General features: G+C 55.5%; 24 protein-coding genes and 1 tRNA gene. 20 read left to right on the top strand and 5 right to left on the bottom strand.

Annotated elements, in window-relative coordinates; genetic code table 11:
* The first annotated feature begins 954 nt into the window (after nucleotides 1-954).
* From Mal15_RS30735 to Mal15_RS30745, 3 genes are all read left to right on the top strand, one after another.
* A tRNA-Asn gene (locus Mal15_RS30735) sits at nucleotides 955-1,027 on the top strand.
* Between the two features lie 454 nt (nucleotides 1,028-1,481).
* On the top strand, nucleotides 1,482-2,366 hold the full coding sequence (locus Mal15_RS30740; protein ID WP_147871257.1) for a metallophosphoesterase family protein: 885 nt from the start codon (nucleotides 1,482-1,484) through the stop codon (nucleotides 2,364-2,366).
* A complete protein-coding gene (locus tag Mal15_RS30745; protein ID WP_147871258.1) occupies nucleotides 2,356-4,626 on the top strand; it encodes a hypothetical protein in 2,271 nt (756 codons plus the stop codon). The genes Mal15_RS30740 and Mal15_RS30745 overlap by 11 nt, the downstream gene beginning before the upstream one ends.
* Before the next feature lie 91 nt (nucleotides 4,627-4,717).
* Here the strand turns inward: Mal15_RS30745 and tuf are convergent, their stop codons facing one another.
* The 3 genes from tuf to Mal15_RS30760 form a co-directional block, all read right to left on the bottom strand.
* Complete coding sequence (tuf, locus tag Mal15_RS30750) at nucleotides 4,718-5,920, bottom strand: elongation factor Tu (RefSeq protein WP_147871259.1); 1,203 nt, start codon at nucleotides 5,918-5,920, stop codon at nucleotides 4,718-4,720.
* Nucleotides 5,921-6,340: 420 nt separating this feature from the next.
* On the bottom strand, nucleotides 6,341-7,105 hold the full coding sequence (locus Mal15_RS30755; protein ID WP_147871260.1) for a nucleotidyltransferase domain-containing protein: 765 nt from the start codon (nucleotides 7,103-7,105) through the stop codon (nucleotides 6,341-6,343).
* Nucleotides 7,102-8,037: a nucleotidyltransferase domain-containing protein gene (locus Mal15_RS30760; protein ID WP_390623544.1), complete on the bottom strand. Its 936-nt coding sequence runs from the start codon at nucleotides 8,035-8,037 to the stop codon at nucleotides 7,102-7,104. The genes Mal15_RS30755 and Mal15_RS30760 overlap by 4 nt, the downstream gene beginning before the upstream one ends.
* A gap of 386 nt (nucleotides 8,038-8,423) precedes the next feature.
* On the opposite strand from Mal15_RS30760, the gene Mal15_RS30765 reads away from it, so the two are divergent.
* The 15 genes from Mal15_RS30765 (at nucleotide 8,424) to Mal15_RS30840 (ending at nucleotide 23,409) form a co-directional block, all read left to right on the top strand.
* Nucleotides 8,424-9,233, top strand: coding sequence for a TIGR02452 family protein (locus Mal15_RS30765; protein ID WP_147871261.1), 810 nt, complete (start codon nucleotides 8,424-8,426; stop codon nucleotides 9,231-9,233).
* A 24-nt stretch (nucleotides 9,234-9,257) separates the two neighbouring features.
* Nucleotides 9,258-9,821, top strand: a complete 564-nt coding sequence (locus Mal15_RS30770; RefSeq protein ID WP_147871262.1) for a 3'-5' exonuclease — start codon at nucleotides 9,258-9,260, stop codon at nucleotides 9,819-9,821.
* 412 nt (nucleotides 9,822-10,233) lie between these two features.
* A complete protein-coding gene (locus Mal15_RS30775; protein ID WP_147871263.1) occupies nucleotides 10,234-10,533 on the top strand; it encodes a hypothetical protein in 300 nt (99 codons plus the stop codon).
* A 34-nt stretch (nucleotides 10,534-10,567) separates the two neighbouring features.
* The gene (locus tag Mal15_RS30780) at nucleotides 10,568-11,062 is read left to right on the top strand and encodes a DUF2924 domain-containing protein (protein WP_147871264.1); all 495 of its coding nucleotides are present in this window, start codon (nucleotides 10,568-10,570) and stop codon (nucleotides 11,060-11,062) included.
* Complete coding sequence (locus Mal15_RS30785; RefSeq protein WP_147871265.1) at nucleotides 11,059-12,624, top strand: recombinase family protein; 1,566 nt, start codon at nucleotides 11,059-11,061, stop codon at nucleotides 12,622-12,624. Before Mal15_RS30780 ends, Mal15_RS30785 begins: the two co-directional genes overlap by 4 nt.
* Entirely contained in the window at nucleotides 12,621-13,058 is a 438-nt protein-coding gene (locus Mal15_RS30790) for a hypothetical protein (RefSeq protein WP_147871266.1), read from the top strand. Before Mal15_RS30785 ends, Mal15_RS30790 begins: the two co-directional genes overlap by 4 nt.
* 645 nt (nucleotides 13,059-13,703) lie before the next feature.
* A complete protein-coding gene (locus Mal15_RS30800; RefSeq protein ID WP_147871268.1) occupies nucleotides 13,704-14,909 on the top strand; it encodes a hypothetical protein in 1,206 nt (401 codons plus the stop codon).
* 388 nt (nucleotides 14,910-15,297) lie between these two features.
* Nucleotides 15,298-15,906 carry a hypothetical protein gene (locus Mal15_RS30805; RefSeq protein ID WP_147871269.1) on the top strand — a complete coding sequence of 203 codons (609 nt, stop codon included), beginning with the start codon at nucleotides 15,298-15,300 and terminating at the stop codon, nucleotides 15,904-15,906.
* A 260-nt stretch (nucleotides 15,907-16,166) separates the two neighbouring features.
* Nucleotides 16,167-16,493, top strand: coding sequence for a hypothetical protein (locus Mal15_RS30810; protein WP_147871270.1), 327 nt, complete (start codon nucleotides 16,167-16,169; stop codon nucleotides 16,491-16,493).
* Nucleotides 16,494-16,671: 178 nt separating this feature from the next.
* Entirely contained in the window at nucleotides 16,672-17,286 is a 615-nt protein-coding gene (locus Mal15_RS30815; RefSeq protein ID WP_167547156.1) for a sigma-70 family RNA polymerase sigma factor, read from the top strand.
* A gap of 359 nt (nucleotides 17,287-17,645) precedes the next feature.
* Nucleotides 17,646-18,404, top strand: a complete 759-nt coding sequence (locus Mal15_RS30820) for an ATP-binding protein (protein ID WP_147871272.1) — start codon at nucleotides 17,646-17,648, stop codon at nucleotides 18,402-18,404.
* 49 nt (nucleotides 18,405-18,453) lie between these two features.
* Nucleotides 18,454-18,936 carry a DUF669 domain-containing protein gene (locus Mal15_RS30825; protein ID WP_147871273.1) on the top strand — a complete coding sequence of 161 codons (483 nt, stop codon included), beginning with the start codon at nucleotides 18,454-18,456 and terminating at the stop codon, nucleotides 18,934-18,936.
* A gap of 104 nt (nucleotides 18,937-19,040) precedes the next feature.
* The gene (locus Mal15_RS30830; RefSeq protein WP_147871274.1) at nucleotides 19,041-19,562 is read left to right on the top strand and encodes a RusA family crossover junction endodeoxyribonuclease; all 522 of its coding nucleotides are present in this window, start codon (nucleotides 19,041-19,043) and stop codon (nucleotides 19,560-19,562) included.
* The gene (locus Mal15_RS30835) at nucleotides 19,559-21,220 is read left to right on the top strand and encodes a DEAD/DEAH box helicase (RefSeq protein ID WP_167547157.1); all 1,662 of its coding nucleotides are present in this window, start codon (nucleotides 19,559-19,561) and stop codon (nucleotides 21,218-21,220) included. The genes Mal15_RS30830 and Mal15_RS30835 overlap by 4 nt, the downstream gene beginning before the upstream one ends.
* A complete protein-coding gene (locus Mal15_RS30840) occupies nucleotides 21,220-23,409 on the top strand; it encodes a bifunctional DNA primase/polymerase (RefSeq protein WP_147871276.1) in 2,190 nt (729 codons plus the stop codon). The genes Mal15_RS30835 and Mal15_RS30840 overlap by 1 nt, the downstream gene beginning before the upstream one ends.
* A gap of 368 nt (nucleotides 23,410-23,777) precedes the next feature.
* Here the strand turns inward: Mal15_RS30840 and Mal15_RS30845 are convergent, their stop codons facing one another.
* The gene (locus Mal15_RS30845; RefSeq protein WP_147871277.1) at nucleotides 23,778-24,476 is read right to left on the bottom strand and encodes a YcjF family protein; all 699 of its coding nucleotides are present in this window, start codon (nucleotides 24,474-24,476) and stop codon (nucleotides 23,778-23,780) included.
* Between the two features lie 86 nt (nucleotides 24,477-24,562).
* Between Mal15_RS30845 and Mal15_RS35205 the strand changes: the two genes are divergently transcribed.
* Both Mal15_RS35205 and Mal15_RS34810 read left to right on the top strand, forming a co-directional pair.
* Complete coding sequence (locus tag Mal15_RS35205; RefSeq protein ID WP_147871278.1) at nucleotides 24,563-24,940, top strand: IS5 family transposase; 378 nt, start codon at nucleotides 24,563-24,565, stop codon at nucleotides 24,938-24,940.
* On the top strand, nucleotides 24,850-25,404 hold the full coding sequence (locus tag Mal15_RS34810) for an IS5 family transposase (RefSeq protein WP_261344555.1): 555 nt from the start codon (nucleotides 24,850-24,852) through the stop codon (nucleotides 25,402-25,404). Before Mal15_RS35205 ends, Mal15_RS34810 begins: the two co-directional genes overlap by 91 nt.
* A 6-nt stretch (nucleotides 25,405-25,410) precedes the next feature.
* Here the strand turns inward: Mal15_RS34810 and Mal15_RS30860 are convergent, their stop codons facing one another.
* Nucleotides 25,411-25,806: a GTPase gene (locus tag Mal15_RS30860; protein WP_147871280.1), complete on the bottom strand. Its 396-nt coding sequence runs from the start codon at nucleotides 25,804-25,806 to the stop codon at nucleotides 25,411-25,413.
* Nucleotides 25,807-25,827: the final 21 nt, after the last annotated feature.

The raw sequence follows: 25,827 nt of genomic DNA on the forward strand, positions 1-25,827 counted from the left end.
CCAAATAGTCCAAATCGCCCCACCAAGTCAACAGAACTCGCCCCACCTCTCCCGGTACGACGGCCTTCCGTTTCCCTGTACGACGGCCCTTCCGGGCGGTCGCCATTCGGTTCGAGCGAAGCGAGGGGAAAACATACCAAGCAAAGACGAAACTCACCCTGGCAGAGGCCTTGCGTTTTAGAAGTCTCTGACTGTTCGGGGTTTTTGCAAATATCTCTAGCGGCCCCGAACCATATGGAGGTTGATAGCCCACCGATAGCAGCGCGAAGCCACGGATCCCAGGCCGCATCCCATCCGTGGGTTCGCGCTGCTATCCGTGGGCTTTTTCGGTTCCTCCAGTCCTCCTACCTGAACGGACCACCTCAATGCAAGCTTGCTGCCAAGGGGAGTGAAACGCCTAAACGCCTGGTATCTCTGAGGTTAAAAACCGCACGACCATCTGTCATGGAGCGTCGGTTCGTGATGTTTGACTGATTTCATGCCACAGCGAGTTCCCCAGCGGCTCGTCCCCGGACATCGGCATCCACCCAACTCAGCCCGGCTCCCTTCCCCCGGCTTTGCGGGGGAGAAGGGCTGGGGATGAAGGGGCCAGCGGCCTGGAAAAGCGGCCGAAACCGGTCGCCCACTCCTCGCCCCCGTCGCAACCACCCACCGAGCAGAACCACCGAGCAGAAGCACCGATCACGTTGAAGAGCCAAGGCACCAAGTGCCAGCCCGGCCCGGAAGGCGTCGAAGCCCAGCCCCGTCGGTGCCGAACATCGATGCAACAACCCCGATCCACCGCCGCAGGGGTGCCAATTTCGGCGGGGTGTTTCAGCCGGAAGAACCGTCAAAACCGGTCGAAAAGCGAACCTGGAAACGATTTTCGCGGTCTGGGGCAACAGATCTTGTCAGTGAAAAGTCGAGAAACTAAACTTCGCGACCCACCGGGAGAAAACGCCCGGCGGCCCCCAATCCCCTGTAGCTCAGTTGGTAGAGCAGGCGGCTGTTAACCGCCTTGTCGCAGGTTCGAGTCCTGCCGGGGGAGCTTTTGGAAAAACTACGGAACTAAGTACCGTCCAGTTAACGCCCGCAAGGCCCAATCCGGCCCGCGGGCGTTTCTCGTTTCGGCCCCGATTTTCGCGGTGTCACGTGACTTCTCGCCGGCCGGCTACCTCTCGCGCGTCCGCGAGCTGTCATCTCTGAGACAAGCGTGAAACCCAAGATCGCACTCGAATCCCCGCCGAGACCGCCAAAACATCTCATTCTCTCTGTATCACAAGCCCAATAGGGTTAACGCCAGATCTCTCTTTGATGCACCGGGCCAACCTGCTCGCCGGTGCCCCTCGCAAACCTCTCCCAAATACAGCCAAGAGATTCGAGAGAGACCGCGCGAGGTATCGCGTTCATCGCTCCGATGTGGGGACATCTCTGAGATAAACCTTGGCAAGTGAGAGATCTCTGAGAGAGCCGATACTGACCTCCATAGTGAATCCCCATGGTTGAACCACTTCGTTCGTCACGGTGTCTTAGGCGGTATGAGAATTACATCAATTCAACGCGAACTGGTTCGGGAGATTCCCTTCCTGAATGCTGGCCGAGGGCCGGGCGGTTTCTACAGAGACTCGCTGCCGGTCCACCATGGATTCGTGGATGAGCTGCCAGAGGGAATGTCAGCGATCGTCGCCACTGCTGATCTGCAAGGACGCGAGACTTTCGAATCGGCTGGCGGCAAACCACTTCGTCTTCTCGGTGAAGTCCTGCCGACGATCCTTGCCCATGAGATAATTCCAAATCTCGGCCTCGCCGACGGGCGGATTGGCGTGTTTCTGGCCGGCGACTTCTATACGGACCCCGCACTCGATAAGCGTGGCGGATCCGGTGACGTAACTTCCGTTTGGAATGCGTTTGCCGACGAGTTCGATTGCATCGTTGGCGTCGCCGGCAACCACGACCTGTTCGGCGACGCAGCAACTCGTCCCCGATTCACTGGCCCAGTTCATTTTCTCGATAACGACACAGTCAACATCGATGAACTGCCGATCGCAGGGCTGAGCGGCATTCCGGGCAATCCAAGACGCCCGTGGCGTCGCACAGAAGATGACTTCGTCGAAGCACTTGAACAGCTGCTCTGCGACTCGCCGGCGATTGTGGTCATGCACGAGGGACCAGATTTACCCGAGCTCGGTTTCCGGGGGTCGCCTAAAATAAGGCACGTATTGGAGCGTTCCGAATCAACGCTCGTTGTTCGTGGGCACGCGCACTGGAACCAACCTTTCGCAGAACTCTCAAACGGGACTCAGGTACTCAACGTCGACGCAAGAGTCGTCATCCTGACAATGGATCAATCATCAGGGTCCTTAGACGGACGGATTCATGAAACATAAGAAACGTCAACACCAGCCGAAGCGGAAAAGGCGAAAATCCAATCGCTCCAGCATTGACACTGAGGCGACGACTCAAGACGAGTCGCCGTCGATATTTGAAATGACCGAATCAGAAGTTGACGCATTCATTGCCTCGAATGCCCAGGCGATAGAGGAGATCATCAGTCGATACGATCCATTTGAGCTGATTGCGGCCTTTCGTACTATGGAAGTTGCAGTTGACCCGGACAACTATTCTGAATCGACGCATGCGGGGCAAGCCGCTGCTGTGGAATACGTGGCGTCCTTAGCCGCCAAACAATCCTATGTCGAGCGTCCCAAGCGTTTTTTTGATCCGAGCGAATTAGGCGGGCTACGCGGTCTTTCTCATTACTCGTTAGCACTGACGCAACACAAATATCAACTCAAAGCCGCCCGTGCATCATCCGACAGGAATCTCGCCTGGATCAGCGCAGCCATGGCGACAAACAGTCTCTTGGTCCGTGGGCACGCATACCCACACCACCTTTTCGATATCCTGAAGGGTCTCGCTAACACAGTTGATGCCGTCGTTTTTGAGGTGTTAGGTTTTAGCCTAACGGATGCGATCGAGATCGACGACGCAATCTTTCAACTTGAGATCGTCCGATCGGAGGCTCACATTGACGGATTGGATGGACTCCGAAGCAAGCTAACGGCATTCGCCCAGGGACAAATTTCGCGTGAGCAATTCGGCGAGATGTATTCGGCTGATGCGCCCATTCTTGACCATCTAAACGATGAATCTTGGGAAGAAACGATCGAGCAGTTCGTCGTCCACAACAATGTGTACAACTGCGGAGCCATCAGCACGTTTTCGGCCGAAGATATTGACGAGCACACTGACATCGACTCAGATCGGATCAAGGCGTTTCTTAGATGCTTTACTGTCGAGTTTGGGGAAGTCAATTCAGACTTCGCGCAACCATCACCAACCACACCGTTTCTCAACAGGCCGTATCTTGGCTCTGGCGACAAATTCACACGTGTGAACAGTGATGCGTACAGTTATCTCTTGCCGCGAATCGATGGATTGATGAACGCGGACAAAAACGACGCAAGTTCGCCGAAGCAGTGGAAGCGGTATCACACGAAGCGAGATGCCTACCTCGAGACAAAGACGATTGAATTGTTCAAACGAATGATGCCATCGGCCTTGGCGGAACATTCGCTCAAATACCCCAACTCTGATGACCCGAAAGATGGCACGACGGAACTCGATGGTCTAGTGGTCCATGACAACAACTTTCTGCTGATCGAAGCTAAGGCCGCCACCATTTCTGAGCCTACTCGGCGAGGATCGGATTTGAAACTCCAGGCCGACGCGAAGAAGACGATCGACAAGGCAACTGAACAAGCGGAGAGAGCGGCGAACTTCATATTACAGCACGACGATCGAGTTGTTTTCACAAGAAAGGACGGATCAGAACTTTCGATTGAACTTCCGCCAGTGAAGCATATTTATCGCATTGCTGTAACGCTGGACCATATGGATGCAGTGCTAGTTAACACCGGCATCGCTATCGAAGCAGGTCTCATGCCAAGCGTTGAAAACTATTGGAGCGTAGGTCTACGAGACCTAATCGTTTTCGCTGACTTGATTCAGTGCCCGACTGAACTACTGCACTACATCAGTCGACGGAATCACCTGTTCAAGAAATACCCAATGATTGTGACCGATGAGATCGATCTTCTTGGAAACTACATCAGTAACCAGCGTCTGTATTTCGACAATGTTGTGAAGCAGGAGGGCGCTGTCATCACACTCGTTTCACATTCGGACGAAATTGACAATTACTACTATTTCGAGCAAGGCGTGCGCACGAAGGAAACAGACAAGCCACACCTCAGCTTTCCGGTCCCAATTGAAAAACTACTCGAGTCACTTGAAGCTGATCCAAAACCGTGTTACTCAGAAGCCAGCATGCGGATCTTATCGATGTCGGGAGATGCGCATGATGAATTTTCAAAAGGAATCTCAGCCTGCATTGAGCGCTGCAGCGATCGAAACACTCATAGCTCCGTCGGTATGGGGCTCGACAACTCGAGTTACGGAATAACGTATTTTGTGTTTCCAGACTGTGAAACAGAGAAGATCAAGCACACGGTCGGATTCTACCTGAAGGAGAAACAGCGGCGCACAAACGCAGGCTCATGGGTTGCTGTAGCAACGCTTTTGTCGAAGCCGTACAAAGTCCATTCAGTGGGAATGATCTCGAATAATACAGATCGCAACTACTAAGACGCATAGGATGGTGGGAAGGCTGACAAAAACGCCCGCGACGGATCTCTCCGCCGCGAGCGTTGTGCAATGCTATCCAATTGTCGCCGATCTAGCCGACGACGCGTGTCACCACGCCCGATCCGACGGTCCGGCCGCCTTCTCGGATGGCGAAGCGGTCGCCGTCAGCGACTGCAATCGGTTGCTTCAACGTGACTTTCAACTGCACGCCATCGCCGGGCATCGCCATGTCGACTCCGCCCAGCACGTTCGCGCTACCTGTCACGTTCGTGGTTCGGAAGAAGAACTGAGGAGCATAGCCATCAAAGAACGGCGTGTGCCGGCCTCCTTCCTCCTTTTTCAGCACGTACACTTCGGCCTCGAATTCGCGATGCGGAGTCAACGTTCCCGCCGTCGCCAAAACTTGACCTTTGGTGATGTCACTGTGAGCCGTCTTGCGAAGCAACACACCAACGTTGTCACCAGCGCGTCCGGCCTCCAAGACTTCGCCGAACGATTCCACTTGAGTGATCACATCCGTCGTGGTCGCGGATCTCAGTCCGAGGATCTCGACACTGTCTCCGGCGCGAACCATTCCCTGCTCAATCTTCCCAGTCACGACGGTGCCGCGGCCGGCGATCGAATAAACGTTCTCAATCGGCATCAAGAACGGCTTGTCGGTCAAACGAACAGGATCAGGAACCCAGCGGTCCAGTGCATCTAACAGCCGCTCAATGCACTCGATTGCCTCTTGATTCGTGGGGTTGTCATGCGCTTGTTTGGCCGAACCGCGAATGACCGGAGTCCTTTCACCGTCGTAACCGTACTCGCTGAGCAACTCGCGCAAATCCAATTCGACGAGCTCGAGCAATTCGGCGTCTTCGACCAGGTCGCACTTATTCATGAACACGACCAAGTGCGGCACGCCAACCTGTCGGGCCAGCAACAAGTGCTCGCGAGTCTGTGGCATCGGACCATCAGCTGCAGACACCAACAACACCGCGCCGTCCATTTGAGCCGCACCAGTGATCATGTTCTTGATGTAATCGGCGTGACCGGGACAGTCGATGTGGGCGTAGCTTCGGGCAGCGGTTTCGTACTTCACATGCGAAGCGATCACCGTCACGGTCTTGTTCTTGTCACGAACAATGCCGCCTTTCGCGATCGATTCGTACGACTTGTACTTGGCCAGTCCCTTCTCGGATTGAACTCGCAACAGGGCAGAAGTCAGTGTCGTTTTGCCGTGGTCGATGTGACCGATCGTGCCGACGTTGACCGACACCTTGCCATTTCGCGTCATTTCGTTCTGAACCATAGCTCGCAAACTCCTTGGTAAAGGAAACGTTTCGCACCGATCGCCAGCGGCCGAGGTGAGCAGCCTCGGCAACCTTTTTGCCCTGCGTGAGCGCCAGATGAACGGAAACGAAGAAACAGGAAAACGCCGTCAACCACGAACCAACAATCCACAAAAAAAGCCCGCCAAGTGAATCACCGGGCGGGCTTTGTGAATCGTTTTGAACTTAGACTTCAACCACGACGCACCATCCCCGCCTCGCCGTCGAATGACGAGTCGGTCGTTGATGATGTTGATGTTGTGGTGAAAGTAGTCATTGGGTTTCCAGAATTGACGGACCGAAGCAGAGACACCCTTTCGAAGGATTGGTTCGCCTTTTTTCGTATTGGACGAGGCGAAGAGTCCCAGCGTAAGAGATTCGTCGCCTCATCCACTACGATTTCATCGCAAACGCAGTTGAACGAGAAGATCGTTCAATTCATCGCGGCCCGACGGCATCTCGGGAAGCTTGCTGGCTTCGTAGGCGCCCTCAAGTTGCGCGGTGAGTCGCTCGTACTCTCGGGTGTGGAAATCCAGATCGGCAGCTTGAAGCGTTCCTTTCTCGGGTCCGCAACGCTTGCGGTCCACGAGCTCGTCGATGTACGAGAGCTTTGCCGACTCGTTCAGTGTGATCAGGTTGGCTTCGACTTTGCCGGTGCGCATCAGGTGGATGCCCGTCAGCAGCACGCGATACACGTACAGCAGCGGCTTGACGCGCGGCGGTGACTCCTTGGCGAAGAGCTTCCACTGGGTCGCGGCAAATCCGAGATAGTGATGTGCGTGATGACGCGTAATGCAGTTCTTGGCGATCGACTTGAGTTCCTCGTGCTCGGGAGTGCTGTACACCACCAGCGGCGAGAAGATTTGCTCCAGCACGTACCCGTTCCGCTTCAGCATTAACCGGAAAAACTTTTCAGCGTCGTGGGTGACGAGGTCAATTTCCAGACCGTCGTAGATGCCCTCTTTCTCCACGGTTTGATCACCTTCATCGAGTCCGACAACGGTCTCTAGTGGCAGCGTATGAACGCCACGGAGATCGAAGTCGGAATCGGGTGAAGGGAAACCATAGAGATGGGCTCCGCTGATGGTCGCGAAAAGCAGCGGGTATGGATGCGACTCGACGTGCTGCATCATCTTCGCGTGGTCGATCGTGCTGGCGTCGCTCATGGCAATGACTCCTCCATCGCTCGCCGGCGTGCGTCGACCAGGAATGCGTTGGCACGCTCGTAGTCGGGACGGTCCGGTAGCTTCGTTGTTTGGAACGCATACTCAAAATCGCTTTGCAGTTCCTTCCGCCACGAGTCTGCTTCGGCGAACGGCATTTCACCTCGTTTGATCGTCAACAATCGATCTCGATACTGGCCAACGTCCACCATCATCTCACCTGAACGCAAGACGTGGGTTCCAGACAGCAGCAACCGAATCAAGTGCATCACGTGCTTCCACTTCACACGCCCCTGATTGCGGATGTCGGTTTGCATCTTTTTGAACTGTGATGCCACGTATCCGGAGAAAGTCTGGAAGATGAGCTTTGAGAGGAATGCAGGTCGCATCTCGAGCAGTTCTTCGCCCAGCGGAGTCGCCGACTCAACGATTGGGGAATAGAGGCACTCGAGCACATTCGGGTTCGCCTTCAACGCGAGCACAATGAACTTCTGCAGCTCCCAGTAAACCTCCTGTGTCTCATCATTTTCCAATTGCTCAGGAACCCCGAATAACGACCAGTGTAGGTCAGCCGCCGGTAGGTAGATTCCGCGGCGATCGGTATCCGACGCTTCGTCTTCCAGTCCGTAAGCCCGCGATCCGATCACGCAGCGATAGATCACGCGATCGTACAAGCCCGAACTCATCAGCGGCGCGTCGTTATCACGGATGCTGTTTGATTTGAATTCCGCCAGCCGAACAAGTTGGTCGTGATGGATCGGAGCCTCGAAACCGTCACTGAACTTCACGCGATAAGCGTGGGTGCGATCGACTGGCGACCGGACGATCACACCGACAGCGCCCGCCGGGTGCGCAATGCGATCGTTTGCCGCCATGACTTCTTTCTGAGCGACCACCTGCGTGCCGACACTGTAGATAAGCGAGTTTTCCGTCACCGAAGTGTTTCCGTTGAAATCGATTTCGATAAAGTTTCTGCCAACAAATGTTCCCACGCGTTCAGATCCGTCTGCCTCGACTCGAAGGAAGAGATCTCGGTTTCCAGCAATCGCATGGAAATGTGGAAATGGCAGAGAATTCAAATACGCCGTCAGTCGTTCCCGCCCCTTCTCCGTGCCGACCTCAGCAATTGCCTCCGCCAGACTCTTCGGCTTGGAAGCTTCGGTCACCGATAGGATCCTTATAGAGCGTGAAAAGCGGAAACTGACTGAACGACACAATAGAGACAGATTTTAGCTGGATTGGTTCTGCCGGAGCGAACCGAAACATCGAGGCACGTGTCCTGTCATGATTTAAAGGAGAATCCCGCAGGGAGGAATTCACCATGACACTGAAACAACTCGCACAAGAAACACTCGACCTGATCGAGGCGGGCGAATACCAAGCGGATGGTCAGACCGTGAGGTTTACCGAGCAGCAAGAGTCCGCCGTCCGTGGCACACGCCTCTACCGACCCGATGAAATCACTGCGTTTTCCGCGTCCCCAGCCGATGAGAACCAAACGATTCGCGTGGTGGACGGGACGACTCAAATCGTAGCCCAGACCTTGGCCGCACAAGGCGATGTTGCGCTGTTGAACTTCGCATCGGCCCGAAACCCCGGCGGCGGATTTTTGAATGGTGCGAAGGCACAGGAAGAGGATCTCTGTCGCTGCAGCGGTTTGTATCCGTGTTTGATCCAGTGCATGGACTACTACGAGACCAACCGTGCCCAGTCATCGCTGCTCTACACCAACCACATGATCTTCAGTCCGTCGGTTCCCTTCTTCAAGACACGTGGTACCGGCGACATGCTTGCCGAGCCGTTCTTTGCCTCGGTGCTCACCGCCCCCGCGCCGAATAGTGGCCCGTTCTTGCGAGGCAACCCAGACGCTACCGAAGAGCTCAAGCAAACGTTCGAGCGACGCTGGCGGAATGTACTACGCATCACCCGAGACCAGGGATTCAAACGCCTGCTCCTCGGTGCCTGGGGATGCGGGGCTTTCGGAGGTGATCCAGTGATGGCTTCACGGACGGCGAAATCGGCGATCGAGAAGGACGGAGGCGGAATCGACGAGATCGTCTTCGCGATCCCCGGCAAAGGCCGGCAAAGCAAAGCCAACCTGGACGCGTTCCGCGATACCTTTGGCGTCTAGCAATCACACAACAAAGAAGAACCGATGGCAAGAAAACTAGATCAGATTCTGGTAGTCGACGTTGAGTCGACGTGTTGGGATGGCCCGCCGCCCGAAGGCGAAGAGAGCGAGATCATCGAGATCGGTTTGTGCGTGGTCGACGTTGGCAAACTCGAGCGAATGAGCAAGCACAGTCTTCTCGTCCGTCCCGAACGATCCACGATCAGTCCGTTCTGCACGGAACTTACAACTCTGACGCCGGACATGTTCGAAGCAGCGGGATCACTCCGCGAAGCGGTCAAACGATTGAAGCAGGAGTTCGATTCGAAAGACCGACTGTGGGCCAGCTGGGGAGACTACGATCGTCGCCAGTTCGAGCGAGTTTGTTCGGCGGCAGGCGTCGGTTACCCCTTTGGGATCACGCATCTGAATGTCAAATCGCTGTTCGCGGTATCGCTTGGCCTGAAACACGAGGTCGGTCTCGACGGAGCGTACGACATGCTGAACCTTCCGATGGAAGGCACCCACCACCGGGGAGACGACGACGCCTGGAACATTGCCGGTATTCTTTGCCGATTGCTCGGCGCCGCGAGAGCTACGAAGCCATAGCCGCAAGTTCGACGAATCTCGTTCGTCGGCCCAGACGTGAACCGGGTAGGTAAGTCTCATCGGCTGTTAACTTCTTCTCCGTTGGCTTTGGCTGGGCGAGCATCGCAGGCACTTGGCGCGGATTGTTTCCACTTGAGGAGCATTCTGTGTCATCGCTTTATCTCACCGAAGACCTATCTGCTGGCGAGCTCTCCGCTGAGCAGCGTGAACAACGTGTCGTCGAAATCCTGGCGATCGGACTGATGCGTCTGAATCGCCGAGCCGGTTTGTCCAAAGCAACTGAGCGGGATGGTTCCACTTCTTTGCCAATCTCTGGCGACTCCGCCGCATCTCGGCTTGAGTCTCTTCCGGATTCTGGGCTGACTGTTCCCAACCGTTAACCCGTTTCAGATTTCCGCAAACGAGACTACCGATGCAACGAGACACCGAACCCGATCCTGCCATCCACCGACATTCCGTCCATCAAGTGCGTCAACAACTCGAAGGAGCAGGCGAAGAGACCGAACAACCGATCGATCAGAACACGGCCGATCAGCATCAACGCCGCGTTGTTGAAATTCTCGGGATCGCACTGGCCCGATTGAACGGTCGCGGCGGGTTGAGCAATTCGACTGAACCAAACGGAACCAAACCATCGGAAACATCTGGCGACTCTTCCGCATCTCGGTTTGAGTCTTCTCGCGACTCCGGGCTGACTGTCCACAACGGTTAACGCACCCGAGATTCTCGAGAAGGAGACCCAACCAATGGCACTCAACGTGACCAGGGAGGTTCGGAAGATGGAGAAATGCTCCGTCCGCGACCTTCGCAAACAGTACGCCGAAGTCTTCGGCGAAGCGACCAATGCGTCCAACAAAGATTGGCTGATTAAGCGTATCGCTTGGCGGATGCAATCGAACAAAGAAGGCGACATTTCCAAGCGGGCTCGGCAGCGAGCGTTGGAGATCGCATGCGATTCTGACGTACGCATGTCGCCTCCGCCGGAGATGCCCAAGCCGAAGCCTCCACCGGACCGAAAGTTGACGGAGGAATTCAGACCGTCGATCGACAAGCGTCTTCCGCCACCCGGAAACCTCATCACCCGCAAATACAAGGGAAAACTGCACATCTGCAAAGTTCGCCAAGACGGTTTTGAGTACGACGGCGAATTCTACAAGTCACTGACCGCAGTGGCGAAAGCGATCACCGGCCAGCACTGCAGCGGCTACGCATTCTTCAACATTCAAAAGGCGGACTCGTGAAAAAGACCGAAACCAAGAAAACGATCCACTGCGCGATCTACACGCGGAAATCGACTGACGAAGGACTCGACCAGGAGTTCAACTCGCTCGATGCCCAACGTGCGTCGGCCGAGAATTTCATTGCTAGTCAAGCAAGTGAAGGTTGGGTCGCACTGCCGGCTCAATACGACGACGGCGGTTTCACCGGCGGGAACATGGACCGGCCGGCGCTCAAGCAGTTGATGGCGGATATCGATAAGGGCAAGATCGACTGTGTGGTCGTCTACAAAGTCGACCGTCTCAGTCGGTCGTTGCTCGACTTCTCTCGCATGATGGACGAATTCGAGCAAAAGAAGGTGTCGTTCGTTTCGGTCACTCAGCAGTTCAACACGACCTGCAGCATGGGACGACTGACGCTGAATATCCTTCTCTCCTTTGCCCAGTTCGAACGCGAAATCATCTCGGAGCGAACGAGGGACAAGATCGCCGCGGCACGTCGCCGAGGCAAGTGGTCGGGTGGGATGCCAGTGCTTGGCTACACGGTTCCGGAGGGCACGACCAAACTGGTGGTTGATCCATTGGAGGCCGAGCGTGTGCGAGCCATCTTCGATCTATACCTCGAACGCAAGTCATTGCTGGGAGTCGTCGCAGAACTGGATCGCCGCTGCTGGGTTGCCAAACAGTGGACAACGCGGAAGGGCACTCAGCGTGGAGGCCGGCCGTTCTGCAAGACGAGTTTGCATCGCCTGCTGACGAACGTGACCTACCTCGGGAAGCTGAGGTACAAGGACGAGATCCACGAGGGCGAACACGATGCGATCGTCGACGAGGATGTCTGGAAGAAGGTGCAAGCCTTGATGAACCGCAACGGACGATCCGGCGGCGGCGAGGTGAAAAACAAGTTCGGCGCATTGCTACGCGGACTGCTTCGCTGCAAACCCTGCGATTGCACCATGATTCCTTCGCATTCGACGAAGCCAAGCGGCAAACGATATCGCTACTACGTCTGCGCCATGGCACAAAAACGAGGCTGGGCGAATTGTCCAACCAAGTCGGTGCCGGCCGGCGAGATCGAACGCTTCGTCGTCGACCAGATTCGTTGCATCGGCCGCGATTCGGACCTGGCTCGAAAAGTGATGGAACAAGCCGAAGTTGAATCGCGGACTCAAATTGCCGCGTTGGCCAATGAAGAACACCTGCTGCTAAAGAATCTCGGTCTCTGGCAAACGCAACTCGGTGAAGTTCTCCGCAAGCTGCCAGCGATGGGCGAGGATTCGGTGATGCTGGGGATTTTGGCTGATCTACAGGACCGAATCCGCGAAGGCGAAAAGCGACTCACTGCGATTCGGATTGAATCGGATCAACTTGCCCGATCCAAGGTCGATCCAGATTCGGCAACCGAGACGTTAGCGCACTTCGATGATCTCTGGGAATCGCTTGTCCCCAGAGAACAAGCCGAATTGATTCAGATGCTGATCCAATCGATCGAGTACGACGGCGAGGCCGGAAAGATCTCGATCGCGTTTCATCCTTCAGGAATTGGAGTGATTGAACAACGGTTGCTTGCGGGGGCTGCCGAATGAATTCGCCAATCATCTACGAAGCTGAGCTGACCTTTGAACGTCGTGGAGCCGGAGCGCGAAGAGTCGCAACGGGCGACAAGCCGGACGAAGACGAACTGCCAGTCGGACGTCTGATGAAAGTCACCAAGTTGATGGCATTGGCGATTCGGTTTGAGGAATTGATCGCCGACGGTGTTGTTACGGACTACGCCGAGCTCGCGCGGCTCAGCCTCGTCTCCCGAGCACGTGTGACGCAGATCATGAACCTGCGATTGCTCGCTCCAGACATCCAAGAAGCCATTCTGTTCGCCCCGGAAATTCGCAAGGGTCGCGATCCAATTTCCGTTCGCGACATGCAACCGATCGCTCTTACTGCAAACTGGAAACACCAGCGAGACATGTGGCGGGAACTTTCCTCTCGACTGGGACCAAACGTGTCCACTGACTCCCAATAATCGCCGGCATCGCTGCTTTCGTTAATGCCAGCAATCTCGATTGCCGGCTGAAGATCGTTTCCCGCTTCCAGGATGGAGTGACAGATGACCCCGCAAACTTTTGGTGCCCAAATCCGCATTCGCCGCCTTGAGAAACACCTCGAACTGGCCCAACTCGCCGAGCAACTTTGGATTTCGCCGCAGCACCTGGCCTCGTTAGAACATTGTGAGTTCGAGGAGGGCGATGACGACCTGATTGAGAAGCTGGACGACATTCTCGATTCCCCTCCGTGGGATCGCTTGGCCTTCGATGGCTTCCGACAACTTTTCCCCGAACGATCAACGCCTGAGGATCTAGCGTTCGTCGCTGCACTCGGAACTTCATCCAAGAATTCACCGCTTTTCTTTTCGCCGCGTGACCAAACGTGTCCACCCCTATCGCAATGCTAGCAACTCCGGCGACGGGGCTGGGTGAATCGGTAGGACGCCCAAACGGATCGCTCGAACAGCAGGCCACGGACGAGCGGAACGGAGACCAAATTGGAACGGTGGTGGAATCCGCCATCGCCTAGCCCCGTCGCACTTTCAATCAGCCATTCGGAATGGAACTGACCATTTTCCCCATGGACGCTTTATGACCTGTTCGTGATCCGCTTTGGACAATCGATGCACACGCTCAACTATCAACGATTTACCAACTTGCCATTCTTGCTATCGATCAAACCACAACGGCTTCGGGAATTCCTGGAGCCGTTTCGTGATTACCTTTCCGAGAAGCAATTGCATCCAGACCAGAACGCTCTTCCCCACAAGGATTACGTGCAGAAGCTCTCGGAAGTGTTTGCTTCTCCGGAAGCAGATACGCCATCGCCCCTTCTGGATGCTCTGCATATCGTCAACGGCTTGACGGGCCGCGCTACGGTCGATTTGTTGTTCGATCAAATCGACGGACTGATCGACACGTTTCAAAACGAAGACGATCCATTCCCCGGGGACGTGGCCATCGAAGCGTTTCTCCGCGATCGTGATCGAGCGGAACGAATGCTCAGCCACCATTCCGCGCAATCCCGACGAGCGTTCACTTCGTTTCAGTCGCAGTCGTCATCGCCGCCAAAACTTATGGCCGATCTCGCGATGGGAACTCGTGCCTTGACCCGAGACCTCGACCAATGGTTCTATCGACGCGGTTGCGGCCGAGGAGCGTCAGCGCAGTGCAACCAGAACGATGGTTCGCTGTATGTCTTAGTGAGTCATGGCACGCCGATGCGTCGGTTGGACGTGCTCGAACAGGGATTGCCGGATTCGCTCATTTGTCGGCCGCTGAAGCATGACGTTGCTGTGTTCGACAAATTGATTGGCGAGCTCCGAATCAATGCAGAAACAATTCCGCAACGCGAGATTTATCGGCGTTTGATCGGCAAGCATTTATTCGGCAACGAAGAGATGTTTCCTCCAGGTGAGAAATTCACTCTGGGTCCGCTTCTGGAATACGGCGAGGCCTCACTGTCAGTCGCGATGATCGAAGAGCTGACGAGTGTTGAATGTCATTCGGTCAAGATGTTACTGCCGGGGCACAAACCCGAAGAGCTGACCTCGCGACGGCAAGATGTATTGGAAGTCTTGGAGCAAAGAATGAAATGGCTCGCTAGGCAAGGCTACGAGGACATTCGTTTGACAGAAGCGAAGTTCAATTTGTTGTTCGCATCCAGTCGGCGATCTCGAGTCGTGACGATCAAACCTCCCAATGTGGCAATCTACAGTCGCGATGGCGATAGCGAAATCGTTGAACGATTCCTTCGCGACCGAGGCTTTATCACCGAGCAAGACTGGCAGCCCTATGCGATCGATGGAGCCGTTCTGGCGGGCAGCTAGGCGTTGTCGAAACGGGACGACGCTTGCTCATTGGCGTCAAATGCTCGGCGACGAGTTGCCATTCTTCGAGCATCTCTTGTTGGCGACGGACCAGCTCGGCAGCCATATCCCGAGTCCAACCTGCGGATGGACTTGGTGGGAGGTCGAGGTCTGCGATCAGCAGTCCATCTACGCAACGAACAAAGCGACGATGGAAACCCAAACGTTGCCTCGACGCGACGCCGTCGTCTTTCGTGTCAATATTCCGCTGATCTTTCGCAGTATCTGCCGGGCGGCCGACTGGCAATGGGACTATCACGAGGTTCGAGCGGCCGAAGGGCTATCTCGGATCGCGATCGATTCACTCTCGCCAAGTGTCCAGCTTTCAATCTTCTATGCGAGCAGTGGCTTGGACGCTTCGCTGGCTTATCTCGCAGCTGTCAGCAATAAACCATGCGTCATCTTTCGAAGCAGCGGTGGGGATCTCGATGCAAACTCGCAATTGATGCTGCAACGGATGCAATCGATTGAATTCGCGTTGCCGCTATGCACCGAACTCGACGATCGAGGCATCGTCGCGCTCAACGATTCCGCGCTGCAGCGTTTAACGGACTTCCGCCGACAACACAGTCCGCCACCGGAACCCAACCCGCAAAACAGAGGTCTCGACGTTCCGGCTGGAACAACCTGGAACTCAGTCCAGATTCGCTTCATCGATTACGAGACCATTCGCGTTAGCGTGCCAGGCTCGTCCGGCATCATTCACTACACACAACTTGGAATGGCAAACAGTCGTAACGCCAAACCCGTTAAGCAGTGGCAATTGCTCCGCACCTACGCCGACAACCACGGGGTCTTAACTTGGCGAGACAGCGGCGCCGCTCAGAATGTCAAAAAGCAAACGCAGGAGCTCAACAAAAAGCTAATCGCATGGCTGGGCATTGAGGGGACGCCAATCGAATACGACAGATCCATCAAGGGATACCGCACCGTCTTCGGGATCAATACAGACGGTTAGTGATCGTGAAATTTCGCCGATACGAATTCGAAAACTCGGAGAAAAATCGAGTTTCATTTTCTTCGGCGATTCGTTTTCAACTCAACGATTGTTCATCGTACTCAGAGCGAAATTTCAGGCGGCCTGCGAAATTTCGCCAGTAAGGGACGACAGGCTCAGTTGATTCAAACATCGACGCAACATCGGACATGATCCGGGTGAGCCAACCCATCTGGCCTGTCGTTGGTCGCCGCGGATCCATCCGTTAAGGAGATCCCACGATGGAACTCGTTCACAAATCGTCCCTTTCGCTCCAACGCCAACTTCTGGTCGAAACGCTTCAGCGAATCAATTTTGGTCGGCTAGAGCACATCCGATTTCGCAGCGGCCAACCAGAACTGCATGACGAGTCCAAGATCGTCCGCGAACACAAGTTTTTGGCGGAGAACGGTCCACGACCAGAATCGGACAAGTCCGACTTCACGCTGAAGCGTCCGCTTGTCGAGCTGTTCCAGTACTTCGATCAACGGGGCGACGGCGAAATCGATGTCCTCGAGGTGAAACACGGCTTGCCGTTTCGCATGATTGTCGTCGAACCGGCGGCTTAACTCAGACCTCAATTCCAACCGTTCTTACAACACTTACCTGACATTCTGCCGGCCGCAAAGCGGAGGCGATTGTGGGCGACACCAATCCAAATTGGTGCGACGCAATTGCCTCCGTTTTTCGTTGGCAGCATCGTTTGGTCGCCCACGCCTCGGCTTGTCTCCGGCAAGGAGATATTCCGTGACTCAATCCATTTCAAACTTCAATCCGTTCGAAGACACATTCACACGCAGGCTGGTCCAACGCAAAGCCAATCAATTGATCGGCAAGTATGGCTACACCGAGATCGACCGCGACGATCTTCAGCAGAACATGTACCTGCGAGTGCTTCAGAGCCTGCGGTCATACGATCCCAATGAAGGTCACCAAAACAAGTTCATCACCGCGGTGGTCGAGCGATACGTGGCGAACATCGTTCGCGATCGCTGTGCCGAGAAGCGATGTGACGCAGACACCGTGTTACTAAGCACGCCGTTGTCCGAAGCTGACGGCGAGTCGATCCGCGTCACTCACACACTCTCCGGTTCTTCCAATGATCGTCACACCGGTCGATCGCGACGCTCGGATACCGAAATCTCGCAGTTGCGATTGGACATCCAGGCGGTCATCGATGAATTGCCGACCGACTGGCAACAAATCGTCGAACTACGCAAATCATTTTCGATTACCGAGATCGCGGAACAGATAGGCGTCGCACGAACGACGATTTCTGCGCGTTTCCAGAAGATTCGGGAGCGTTTCGCAGAGGCTGGTCTGGCCGATTATTTCCAAGCCACTTCGTCGGCTCGAACGTGAACCGGGTAGGTCTATTCCCGGCGGCGGCTCGGTGTCCGTGTCGACCGGCAATAAGCAGCACACATTCACTAGGAGCCTATATGCCGGAACAGGCACTCGACATCGATCGCCGCGTCCGTCTTTCGATTGCGGTCGGTCGGTACGTTCGGTCAGCCAACCGTTTCAATGAGGTTTCGCGTGAATTCACTGAAGCATGCGACTCGCTGCGGAAACAGCTCGGACCTAGTCAACGGTTCGTCACGCAAGCCGACTTCAAGCACTACCTCGTGTCCAGTGATCGCGCAGGCAACCTTAACGTCGAAACCATCTAATCTCTCTAAACATCCACTCACCCACTTGTCCAAGGAGTCCTCCAACCAGTGACCAACTTACTCGAAACCATCCAATCCGGCCGGCAAGCCAAACCGCCTCGTGTTTTGCTCTACGGCGTCGAAGGGATCGGCAAATCAACCTTCGGCAGCCAAGCCCCCAAGCCCATCTTCATTCAAACCGAAGACGGGCTGGATGAGATCGAATGCGATCGATTTCCCTTGGCCACCAGGTTCGACGATGTGATCGCAGCGTTGAAATCGCTCGTCAGCGAAAAGCACGATTACGAAACCGTCGTGATCGATTCGCTTGATTGGCTCGAACGACTCGTCTGGGACAAGCTCTGCCAGCAGTATGGCGTCGAATCGATCGAGAAGGTCGATGGCGGATACGCACGAGGCTACACCCACGCGCTGACGCTTTGGCGTGAAGTTCTCGACTTACTGAACGTACTTCGTTCTCGCGGGATGGTGATCGTGCTGATCGCCCACTCCAAGGTCGAGCGATTCGAGGATCCGGAAAGTCCCCCCTACGACCGCTATTCGCCGCGCCTACACAAACACGCCGCGGCCCTCATCAAGGAATGGTGCGACGCCGTCTTGTTTGCGACACGCAAGATGCGAACTCAAACGGAAGAAGCCGGTTTCAATCGCAAACGCACGGTGGCTCACGCGATCGGTAAGGACGGTGGCGAGCGAGTGATGCGTGCCTATGGTTCGCCGAGCTGCGTCGCCAAAAACCGCTACGGCATCTCCGAGGAACTCTCCCTTTCCTGGCCCGCGTTCATGTCTGCCATGACCGCCAACTGAACCAAGTCCCAGTCTCGATCTTCCCTTCCACTCAACCAAGGACCTAACCATGGCAAACCTCCAAGGCTTTGATGCCAACACCGTCGAACCCGCCGATGATCTCGAACCGATCCCCGCAGGCAAGTACGTCGCCGTCGTCACCGATAGCGAAGTGAAGCCGACCAAATCGGGGACGGGATCGTATCTTCAGCTCACCTTCCAGATCATCGAAGGCGAATACGCCAATCGGCTGCTGTGGGTGCGACTCAATCTCGACAATCCCAATGGAACGGCCGTCGAGATTGCTCGGCGAGAACTGTCTTCGATCTGTCGCGCCGTTGGCGTGCTGACTCCGAATGATTCCACCGACCTCCACAACCTTCCTTGTTTCATTCACGTTCGTGTCAAACGCCGATCGGATACCGGCGAAATGCAGAACGAAGTGAAGGGGTATTCGCGGCGCGACGCCTCTGCTCAGCCGGTTGCGGCGAGCCAAGTCGCCTCTTCAACGCCGGATGCTACCGGTGCCGATGCCCCGCCTTGGAAACGATAGCCGCGGCTTCTCTTGAAATCGTTCCAAGGCAATCAGACGCCCGGCTGGCAAGGGAATGCCGGCTGGGCGTTTTCTTTTTGAAGACGCGGAAAAACCACGAAGCAATGCACCAACTGACTCTTCCCTATCCGCCCTCGGTCAACACCTATTGGCGGCACGTCGGCCCTCGAGTGCTTATCAGCAAGCACGGACGGCAATACCGCACCGAGGTTTGCAATCAACTGCGTACCAAACGCATCAAGCCGATCGAGGGCGATTTGATCGTCGACATCACGATCAATCCGCCAGACCGTCGGCGACGTGATGTTGACAACGTCTTGAAAGCACTGCTTGATTCGCTGCAGTTCGCCGGTGCGTTCGAGGACGACAGCCAAATCGTGCGGCTGACAATCGAAAAGCACGAACCGTTGCCGAAAGACGGCAAAGCGACCGTTCGCATCCAAGCATTGCCGGCGGACATGGAATTGATCGATGCGCGGACGTGCCTGCGTTGCGGATACGTTTTCGATTCAGAAGGTCCCCATAACCGCATCTGCAATGTCTGCACGATGATCAACCGTGGGCTTCCGGAATGTATGCCCGTCGTCCGCGGGCTCAAGCGTCACAACGGCAAGGTGATCCGATGAAGCTGCGCGGCTACCAACAAGCCGCGGTGGATGCGGTCTACGATCACTTGCGAAATCGAAATGATAATCCTGTCGCGGTACTGCCGACCGGCGCGGGCAAATCGCTGGTTCTGGCGAAGATTGCTTCCGACGCGGTATCGCGATGGAGTGGTCGTGTTTTAATCCTCGCCCACGTGAAAGAGCTACTCGAGCAGGACGCCGACAAGGTCCGCTGTCTGTGCCCCGAGATCAAGGTTGGCCTGTATTCCGCTGGCCTGAAAAAGCGAGACACCAACACACCGATACTCGTTGCCGGCATTCAGAGTATCTACAAACGTGCCTGCGATCTTGATCCCTTCGATCTGATCGTTGTCGATGAAGCCCATCTGATCAGCAAGAAGGGCGATGGGATGTATCGGCAGTTTCTCGCGGATTGCAAAGTCATCAATCCGCACGTTCGTGTGATCGGCTTGACGGCTACTCCGTTTCGCCTCGACTCGGGCATGATCTGTTCGCAAGACCATTTTCTAAATCATGTCTGCTACGAGATCGGGATCAAAGAACTGATCCGCGACGGATTCCTTTGTCCGTTGATCTCAAAGGCCGGCGTCAATAGTGCTGACTTCTCTGGGGTACATGTCCGAGCCGGCGAGTTCGTGTCCGACGAAGTCGATCGGCTTGCCGGCGAGCAATCTCTCGTCTCGGCTGCCTGCGCCGAAATCGTGGAACTCTCGTCCGATCGTCGAGCGGTTTTGATCTTCGCCACCAGCGTTGCACACGGTCAGCAAGTCGTCGAAACGCTTCGGACGAATCACGGGATCGAATGTGGATTCGTCACGGGGCAAACGCCGGCGGCGGAACGGGATGAAGTGCTGGCCCGCTTCCGTGGTGATGAATGTGACTCTCTATTCGGTCGGGAACCGTTGCGATATCTCTGCAACGTCAACGTGCTGACGACCGGGTTCGACGCGCCTCGTGTGGATTGCGTGGTGATGCTGCGTCCGACCATGTCACCCGGACTGCTATATCAATGCGTGGGGCGAGGCTTTCGGCTGCACCCCAACAAACAGAATTGCCTGGTTCTCGACTTCGGCGGCAACATAGAACGCCACGGTCCAATCGACCAAATCAAGCCAAAGGAAAAGCAGACGCGAACGGGTCAGTTGCCGCCCGCCAAAGAGTGCGAGAAGTGTCACGCTTTGGTCGCGTGCGGCTATGCAAACTGTCCGGAATGCGGCCATCCATTTCCACCGCCTGAACGCGAATCGCACGAAGCACAAGCGAGCGAGGCCGGGGTGCTTTCGGGCGAAGTCACCGACACTGAATACGATGTCCATGATGTGGTATATCGCATTCACCGAAAACGGGATGCCGAGGAGGATGCACCTCGCTGCCTGCGCGTCGACTATATGATCGGACTTGATCACTGGCAAAGTGAGTTCATTTGTATCGAGCATTCTGGCTTCGCGAGACGCAAAGCCGAAACCTGGTGGCGAGAACGATGCCTCGATCCCTGTCCGGAGAACGCAGACGAGGCTCTCGAACTGGCCGATGCCGGACTACTTGCAGCCACTGAAGCCATCACTGTCCGCTCGATCGCCGGCGAGCGTTACGATCGCATCATCAAGTATCGCTTGTCCGAAGTCCCGAACTCTGCTCTTGAGGAGGCACCGTTTTAGTGTCGAGCGTTCGGGAACAGGTCGCCATCTATCGCCAGCGAGGCTGGTACTGTGTGCCACTGCGCCCACGGTCGAAATCGCCTGCTCGCCGCGACTGGACGAAACTGCGTTTGCAACCCGGAGTCTTTCCCGAGAATTCGAACATTGGCATCATCCTTGGCGAACCCTCGGGCTGGCTTGTCGACGTCGACCTGGATTGCCCTGAGGCAATTGAACTTGCCGACCAGTTCCTACCGCCGACCACAGCGATCACCGGCCGTCCTTCGTCGGCAAGATCACACCGATGGTACATCGCTGTGGGAGCAAGCACCGAAAAGCACACCGACGGCGCCGGGGCGATGATCGTCGAGCTACGGTCAACTGGTGCACAGACGGCGGTCGGCCCCAGCATCCATCCCAGCGGTGAAGAATATGACCGACTCGATGACGAACCGGCGAACGTTCCCGCTCCAATGCTGGCTGCCTGCGTGAAAGCTCTTGCTTATGCCGTGATCGTGCGACGTGGGGGAAGCGTTATCGCGGATAAGCCAACAGCGCCGCCCGTCTCGCCGACTGACGCGACCGATGTCGAAACCCGAGCTATCGCCTACCTCGCCGCCATGCCGCCGGCAGTCTCGGGCAGTGGCGGTCACTCGCAAACCTACGCCGCGGCGACGGCACTCGTTCACGGCTTCGGGATCGCCCCAGATCGTGCGTTGGCAATCCTCGCCGCCGAATACAACCCTCGATGCAATCCGCTCTGGTCGGAAAAAGAGCTCCGACACAAAGTCAATCAAGCGGCAACCAAACCGCATGATCGACCGTTCGGATGGCTGCGGGATGAATCATTGATAGAACCGCCGGTTGATCCAGTCGACCTCAGCGCATTTATGACGAAGCCGATGGTGGTTGCGTCACTCGATGAGAAGCCTGGATCGAAGCTCACGACGACGCTCGATCCAGGACATCTTCCCGAGCGACTGTTCGAAGTGCCTGGATTCGTTCGTCGCGTCATGGATTTCACGCTTGCCAACGCACCGTATCCAAATGTCGGCCTGGCGTTCTGCGGCGCGATGGCGTTGCAGTCCTTCCTAGCCGGGCGAAAGGTTGCAACAACCGGCGACCTAAGAACCAACATCTATCTGCTCGCCCTCGCAGGCAGTGGGACAGGCAAGGAGTTTCCTCGAAAGGTCAACTCGCAAGTTCTGTTTCAGATCGGTGAATCCAAGTCGATCGGCGACAAGTTTGCTTCCGGGGAAGGCATCCAGGACGCCTTGGCACGATCCGGCAAGATGCTGTTCCAGAACGACGAGATGGACGGCGTGCTGCGCCAGATCAATCTGGACCGCGACAATAGTCGTGAATCCATCCCGAATATTCTGCTCACGCTCTACACATCAGCCGGCGATGTCTATCCGCTCCGCGTGAAGGCAAATCAGAAGGACGCCATCCACGTCGATCAACCGCACCTGACATTATTTGGTACCGCGACGCCGCAGCATTTCTACGAATCGCTCTCGAAGCGAATGCTGACCAACGGATTCTTCGCTCGCCTGAACATCATCGATGTCGGAAAACGCGGCAAGGGTCAGACACCCGGATCTGCCCGCAACCTACCCGATGCCATTCTTGACGTTGCGAAATGGTGGGCCGACTTCGAGCCCGGCGGCGGCAATTTCATGAGTGTGCATCCGAAACCGAGCTGCGTACCGTTCACCGGCGATGCCGAGGCCGCCATCACCGAACTTCGTGAGCAAACGGAAGTCGAGTACGACAAAGCGGACGACGCTGGTGACGAGGTCGCCAGGACCGCATGGAGCCGCACCTGCGAGCATGCCAAGAAGCTGGCGTTGATCTACGCCTGCAGCGAGAACCACGTCGAACCAAAAATCACACTTGCTGCAGTTCGTTGGGCCAGCGAGTTCGCGCTGCACCAAGCCCGCCGGCAACTCTACCTCGCATCGGTCCACGTCGCCGAGAACCCGTTCCACGCAGAATGCCTGCGGCTTAAGAAACGGCTCGCCGATCGTCCCGATCGTACGATGGCACGTCGGGAAATCATGCGGTCAATGACGCTCAAGGCACATGACTTCGACCAAGTCATCCTGACGCTCATGCAACAAGAAGAAATCGAACCGGTCACTATCCAAACCAAAACGAAACCGGCTCAGGGATACCGTCTGATCGAGCTAACGGAAATACGTCAATAATCCGTCAGTATCCGTCAACCGATTCTGACGCATTCGGCGTGCGGCTGTGAACTTGGGCAAGCAATCCAGTCGAATCCGTCAAGAAACGTCAGCCGACCAACTGACGGATCTCTGACGGATTGAAACCGAACAAGAGTCTCTTAATAGATAGAAAAACTCTCTCTTTCTATGAATACGTCAGTGTGTCAGCCCTGTGCCCCCGCGATTCGTCTGCGCACGCATGAGGGGGCAGCCCGACGGATCTCCCCTGACGGATTAGGTACTTCCCGACAATCGGTTCTCTGGTCAGGGCCGCGGGAACAGCCGCCTTATTGGGCACAGTTTGTTTTGCTTGTCCGAATGCACAAATGCCCGGTATGCTTAGGAGATCAACCCTCAAGATTTGCCTTCTCAAAATGATGCTTTACCTCGTCGATGACTTCTTCAGGAGATGGTGGCTCTCCAGCGTTTGCGACATGTAGTCGATGAAGAACCTCGATGTAACTCATCCCAATCGTCGTAGCAAGTGTGCCTGCCACTGCTCCGGTTATCGCGCCGCCTGCTACTGTGCCAACACCAGGTATGAACTTCAACAGCGAGCCGACAATCAAAGGAGCCGTAAGTGCAGCAGTTGGAGCTCCAACGACTGACCCTACCAAAGTAGCGAGAAAGCCTTCCGAAAATGACAATCCATAAGTTGTTGATATTCCCGCAAACATTGCGATGTAGATAGCTGATATCCCTGCAGTATCTGCAAGTGGAATCGGTGATGCACCCACGCCCATCGCTGAGGCTGCAAATCCCATCACGATCTTTCGAGATCGTATACGCTTCAACTCAAGGTCCGCTTTCTGGGCACCGACGAACGCACGACGCTGCCCTTCTGGAAAAACCTCAAGAGTATGTTGAACTAACTCAACGAGACCCATTGGTTCAAGTGTGTGCCCATCATCAAACACTTCACGCATTGCACGTACGCGAACCACGTTACTGGTCTTCGGAAGTAACTCTTGAACCGTTGCGCGAAAGCCATTGTCTGCCCTACACTTTGTGATGACGCCAACGACGGGGACATATTCCGCCAACATTTCAACTAGGCTCTGTTTGAAAACTGGTGTTGGCTGTTTCGCCTTGATCTGCGATGTTTCCTTGATCGCCGATCAAGGAGGAATCGATGGCGCGACACAGTCTATCCAACGATCAATGGGAATGTATTAAGGACCTGTTCCCGGAACGCAAAGCAACTGGGCGGCCACCAACAGACGCGCGGGTTGCCTTCAATGGTATCCTTTGGATTCTCCGCACGGGTTCGCCGTGGCGAGATTTGCCTGAAGAGTTTGGCCATTGGAGAACGATCTACGGGTTGTTCGACAAGTGGAATGGCGATGGCACACTCGACGCGATTCTCGACCGTCTTCGCACGGCCCATATCGATGGCGAGGTGATCGACAATGACCTTTGGTGCATCGACGGAAGCGTCACTCGTGCACATCGTTGTGCCGGAGGGGGTGGAAAAAAGGGGATCCGAACGAACCAGCTGACCATGCGTTAGGACGATCCCGCGGGGGATTTTCGACGAAGATTCATCTTTTGGTCGACGGGCTGGGCCATCTCCTTGCCTTTGTTATCACTGGTGGCCAAGCACACGAGGCAACCGCGTTTGAGGCGGTTCTCCATGCAGCTGACGAGAATCTTCGTGACGGCAAAGGCGATCCAATCGCATGGCCTGTGAACTTGGCTGGCGACAAAGGTTATCGGGCGGCGTGGATCGACGAGCATCTTGCGGAGCTTGGCATTCATCCTGTCATTCCCTGCAAGTCGAATGAAGACCGGGACGCACGCGGAATCGAGTTTGATCGCGAGAGCTATCGCAATCGCAACATTGTCGAACGATCGATCGGTTGGTTGAAGGAATGCCGTCGCGTCTTCTCCCGTTTCGAGAAAACAGCCATCAACTATTGCGGTATGATCAAGATGGCGATGATTGAGCGATTCCTGAAAACTACATGTCAGTAGGCGTTTTCAAACAGAGCCTAGATCTGATTCTGCGTCTTCAACCCGGCGCAAATCTTCAGAGACGCATACCCAAGCTACATGAATGTGCTCTTTTTGATCTCGCTGCGAGCAGCGCTGCCGTACAAACTCGTGAAGTGAACTTAGAGTTTCAGAAAAATCTGCCAACTCTAAACCGCGAGTGTCGAAAATGGTGAGTGGGATGTCCTCTCGAAAAATCTCTCTCGTGTTCTGAGTGACAGGCCGACCATGACCTACGGTTGCAAAGTTGCCCTGAAAAATTGAATTAATGAGAGTGCTCTTTCCAACACCTGATCGTCCCGCAATAAGAACATTCGCGTGACCGCGTTCACGCAATGCCTCTTCGGCTGCTTTCTGAATTAGATTGCCAATTTCCATTTTCATATTCTCTAGGTCTGAAATTAA

The sequence above is a fragment of the Stieleria maiorica genome (assembly GCF_008035925.1).
GTDB lineage: Bacteria > Planctomycetota > Planctomycetia > Pirellulales > Pirellulaceae > Stieleria > Stieleria maiorica.

Coding starts and splice junctions, on each gene's coding strand:
- Mal15_RS35205 (WP_147871278.1), top strand. CDS start 24,563: ATGGCGCGACACAGTCTATCCAACGATCAATGGGAATGTATTAAGGAC.
- Mal15_RS30825 (WP_147871273.1), top strand. CDS start 18,454: ATGGCAAACCTCCAAGGCTTTGATGCCAACACCGTCGAACCCGCCGAT.
- tuf (WP_147871259.1), bottom strand. CDS start 5,920: ATGGTTCAGAACGAAATGACGCGAAATGGCAAGGTGTCGGTCAACGTC.
- Mal15_RS30800 (WP_147871268.1), top strand. CDS start 13,704: ATGCACACGCTCAACTATCAACGATTTACCAACTTGCCATTCTTGCTA.
- Mal15_RS30810 (WP_147871270.1), top strand. CDS start 16,167: ATGGAACTCGTTCACAAATCGTCCCTTTCGCTCCAACGCCAACTTCTG.
- Mal15_RS30845 (WP_147871277.1), bottom strand. CDS start 24,476: ATGTTGGCGGAATATGTCCCCGTCGTTGGCGTCATCACAAAGTGTAGG.
- Mal15_RS30745 (WP_147871258.1), top strand. CDS start 2,356: ATGAAACATAAGAAACGTCAACACCAGCCGAAGCGGAAAAGGCGAAAA.
- Mal15_RS30835 (WP_167547157.1), top strand. CDS start 19,559: ATGAAGCTGCGCGGCTACCAACAAGCCGCGGTGGATGCGGTCTACGAT.
- Mal15_RS30755 (WP_147871260.1), bottom strand. CDS start 7,105: ATGAGCGACGCCAGCACGATCGACCACGCGAAGATGATGCAGCACGTC.
- Mal15_RS30765 (WP_147871261.1), top strand. CDS start 8,424: ATGACACTGAAACAACTCGCACAAGAAACACTCGACCTGATCGAGGCG.
- Mal15_RS30860 (WP_147871280.1), bottom strand. CDS start 25,806: ATGAAAATGGAAATTGGCAATCTAATTCAGAAAGCAGCCGAAGAGGCA.
- Mal15_RS30770 (WP_147871262.1), top strand. CDS start 9,258: ATGGCAAGAAAACTAGATCAGATTCTGGTAGTCGACGTTGAGTCGACG.
- Mal15_RS30775 (WP_147871263.1), top strand. CDS start 10,234: ATGCAACGAGACACCGAACCCGATCCTGCCATCCACCGACATTCCGTC.
- Mal15_RS30790 (WP_147871266.1), top strand. CDS start 12,621: ATGAATTCGCCAATCATCTACGAAGCTGAGCTGACCTTTGAACGTCGT.
- Mal15_RS30830 (WP_147871274.1), top strand. CDS start 19,041: ATGCACCAACTGACTCTTCCCTATCCGCCCTCGGTCAACACCTATTGG.
- Mal15_RS30780 (WP_147871264.1), top strand. CDS start 10,568: ATGGCACTCAACGTGACCAGGGAGGTTCGGAAGATGGAGAAATGCTCC.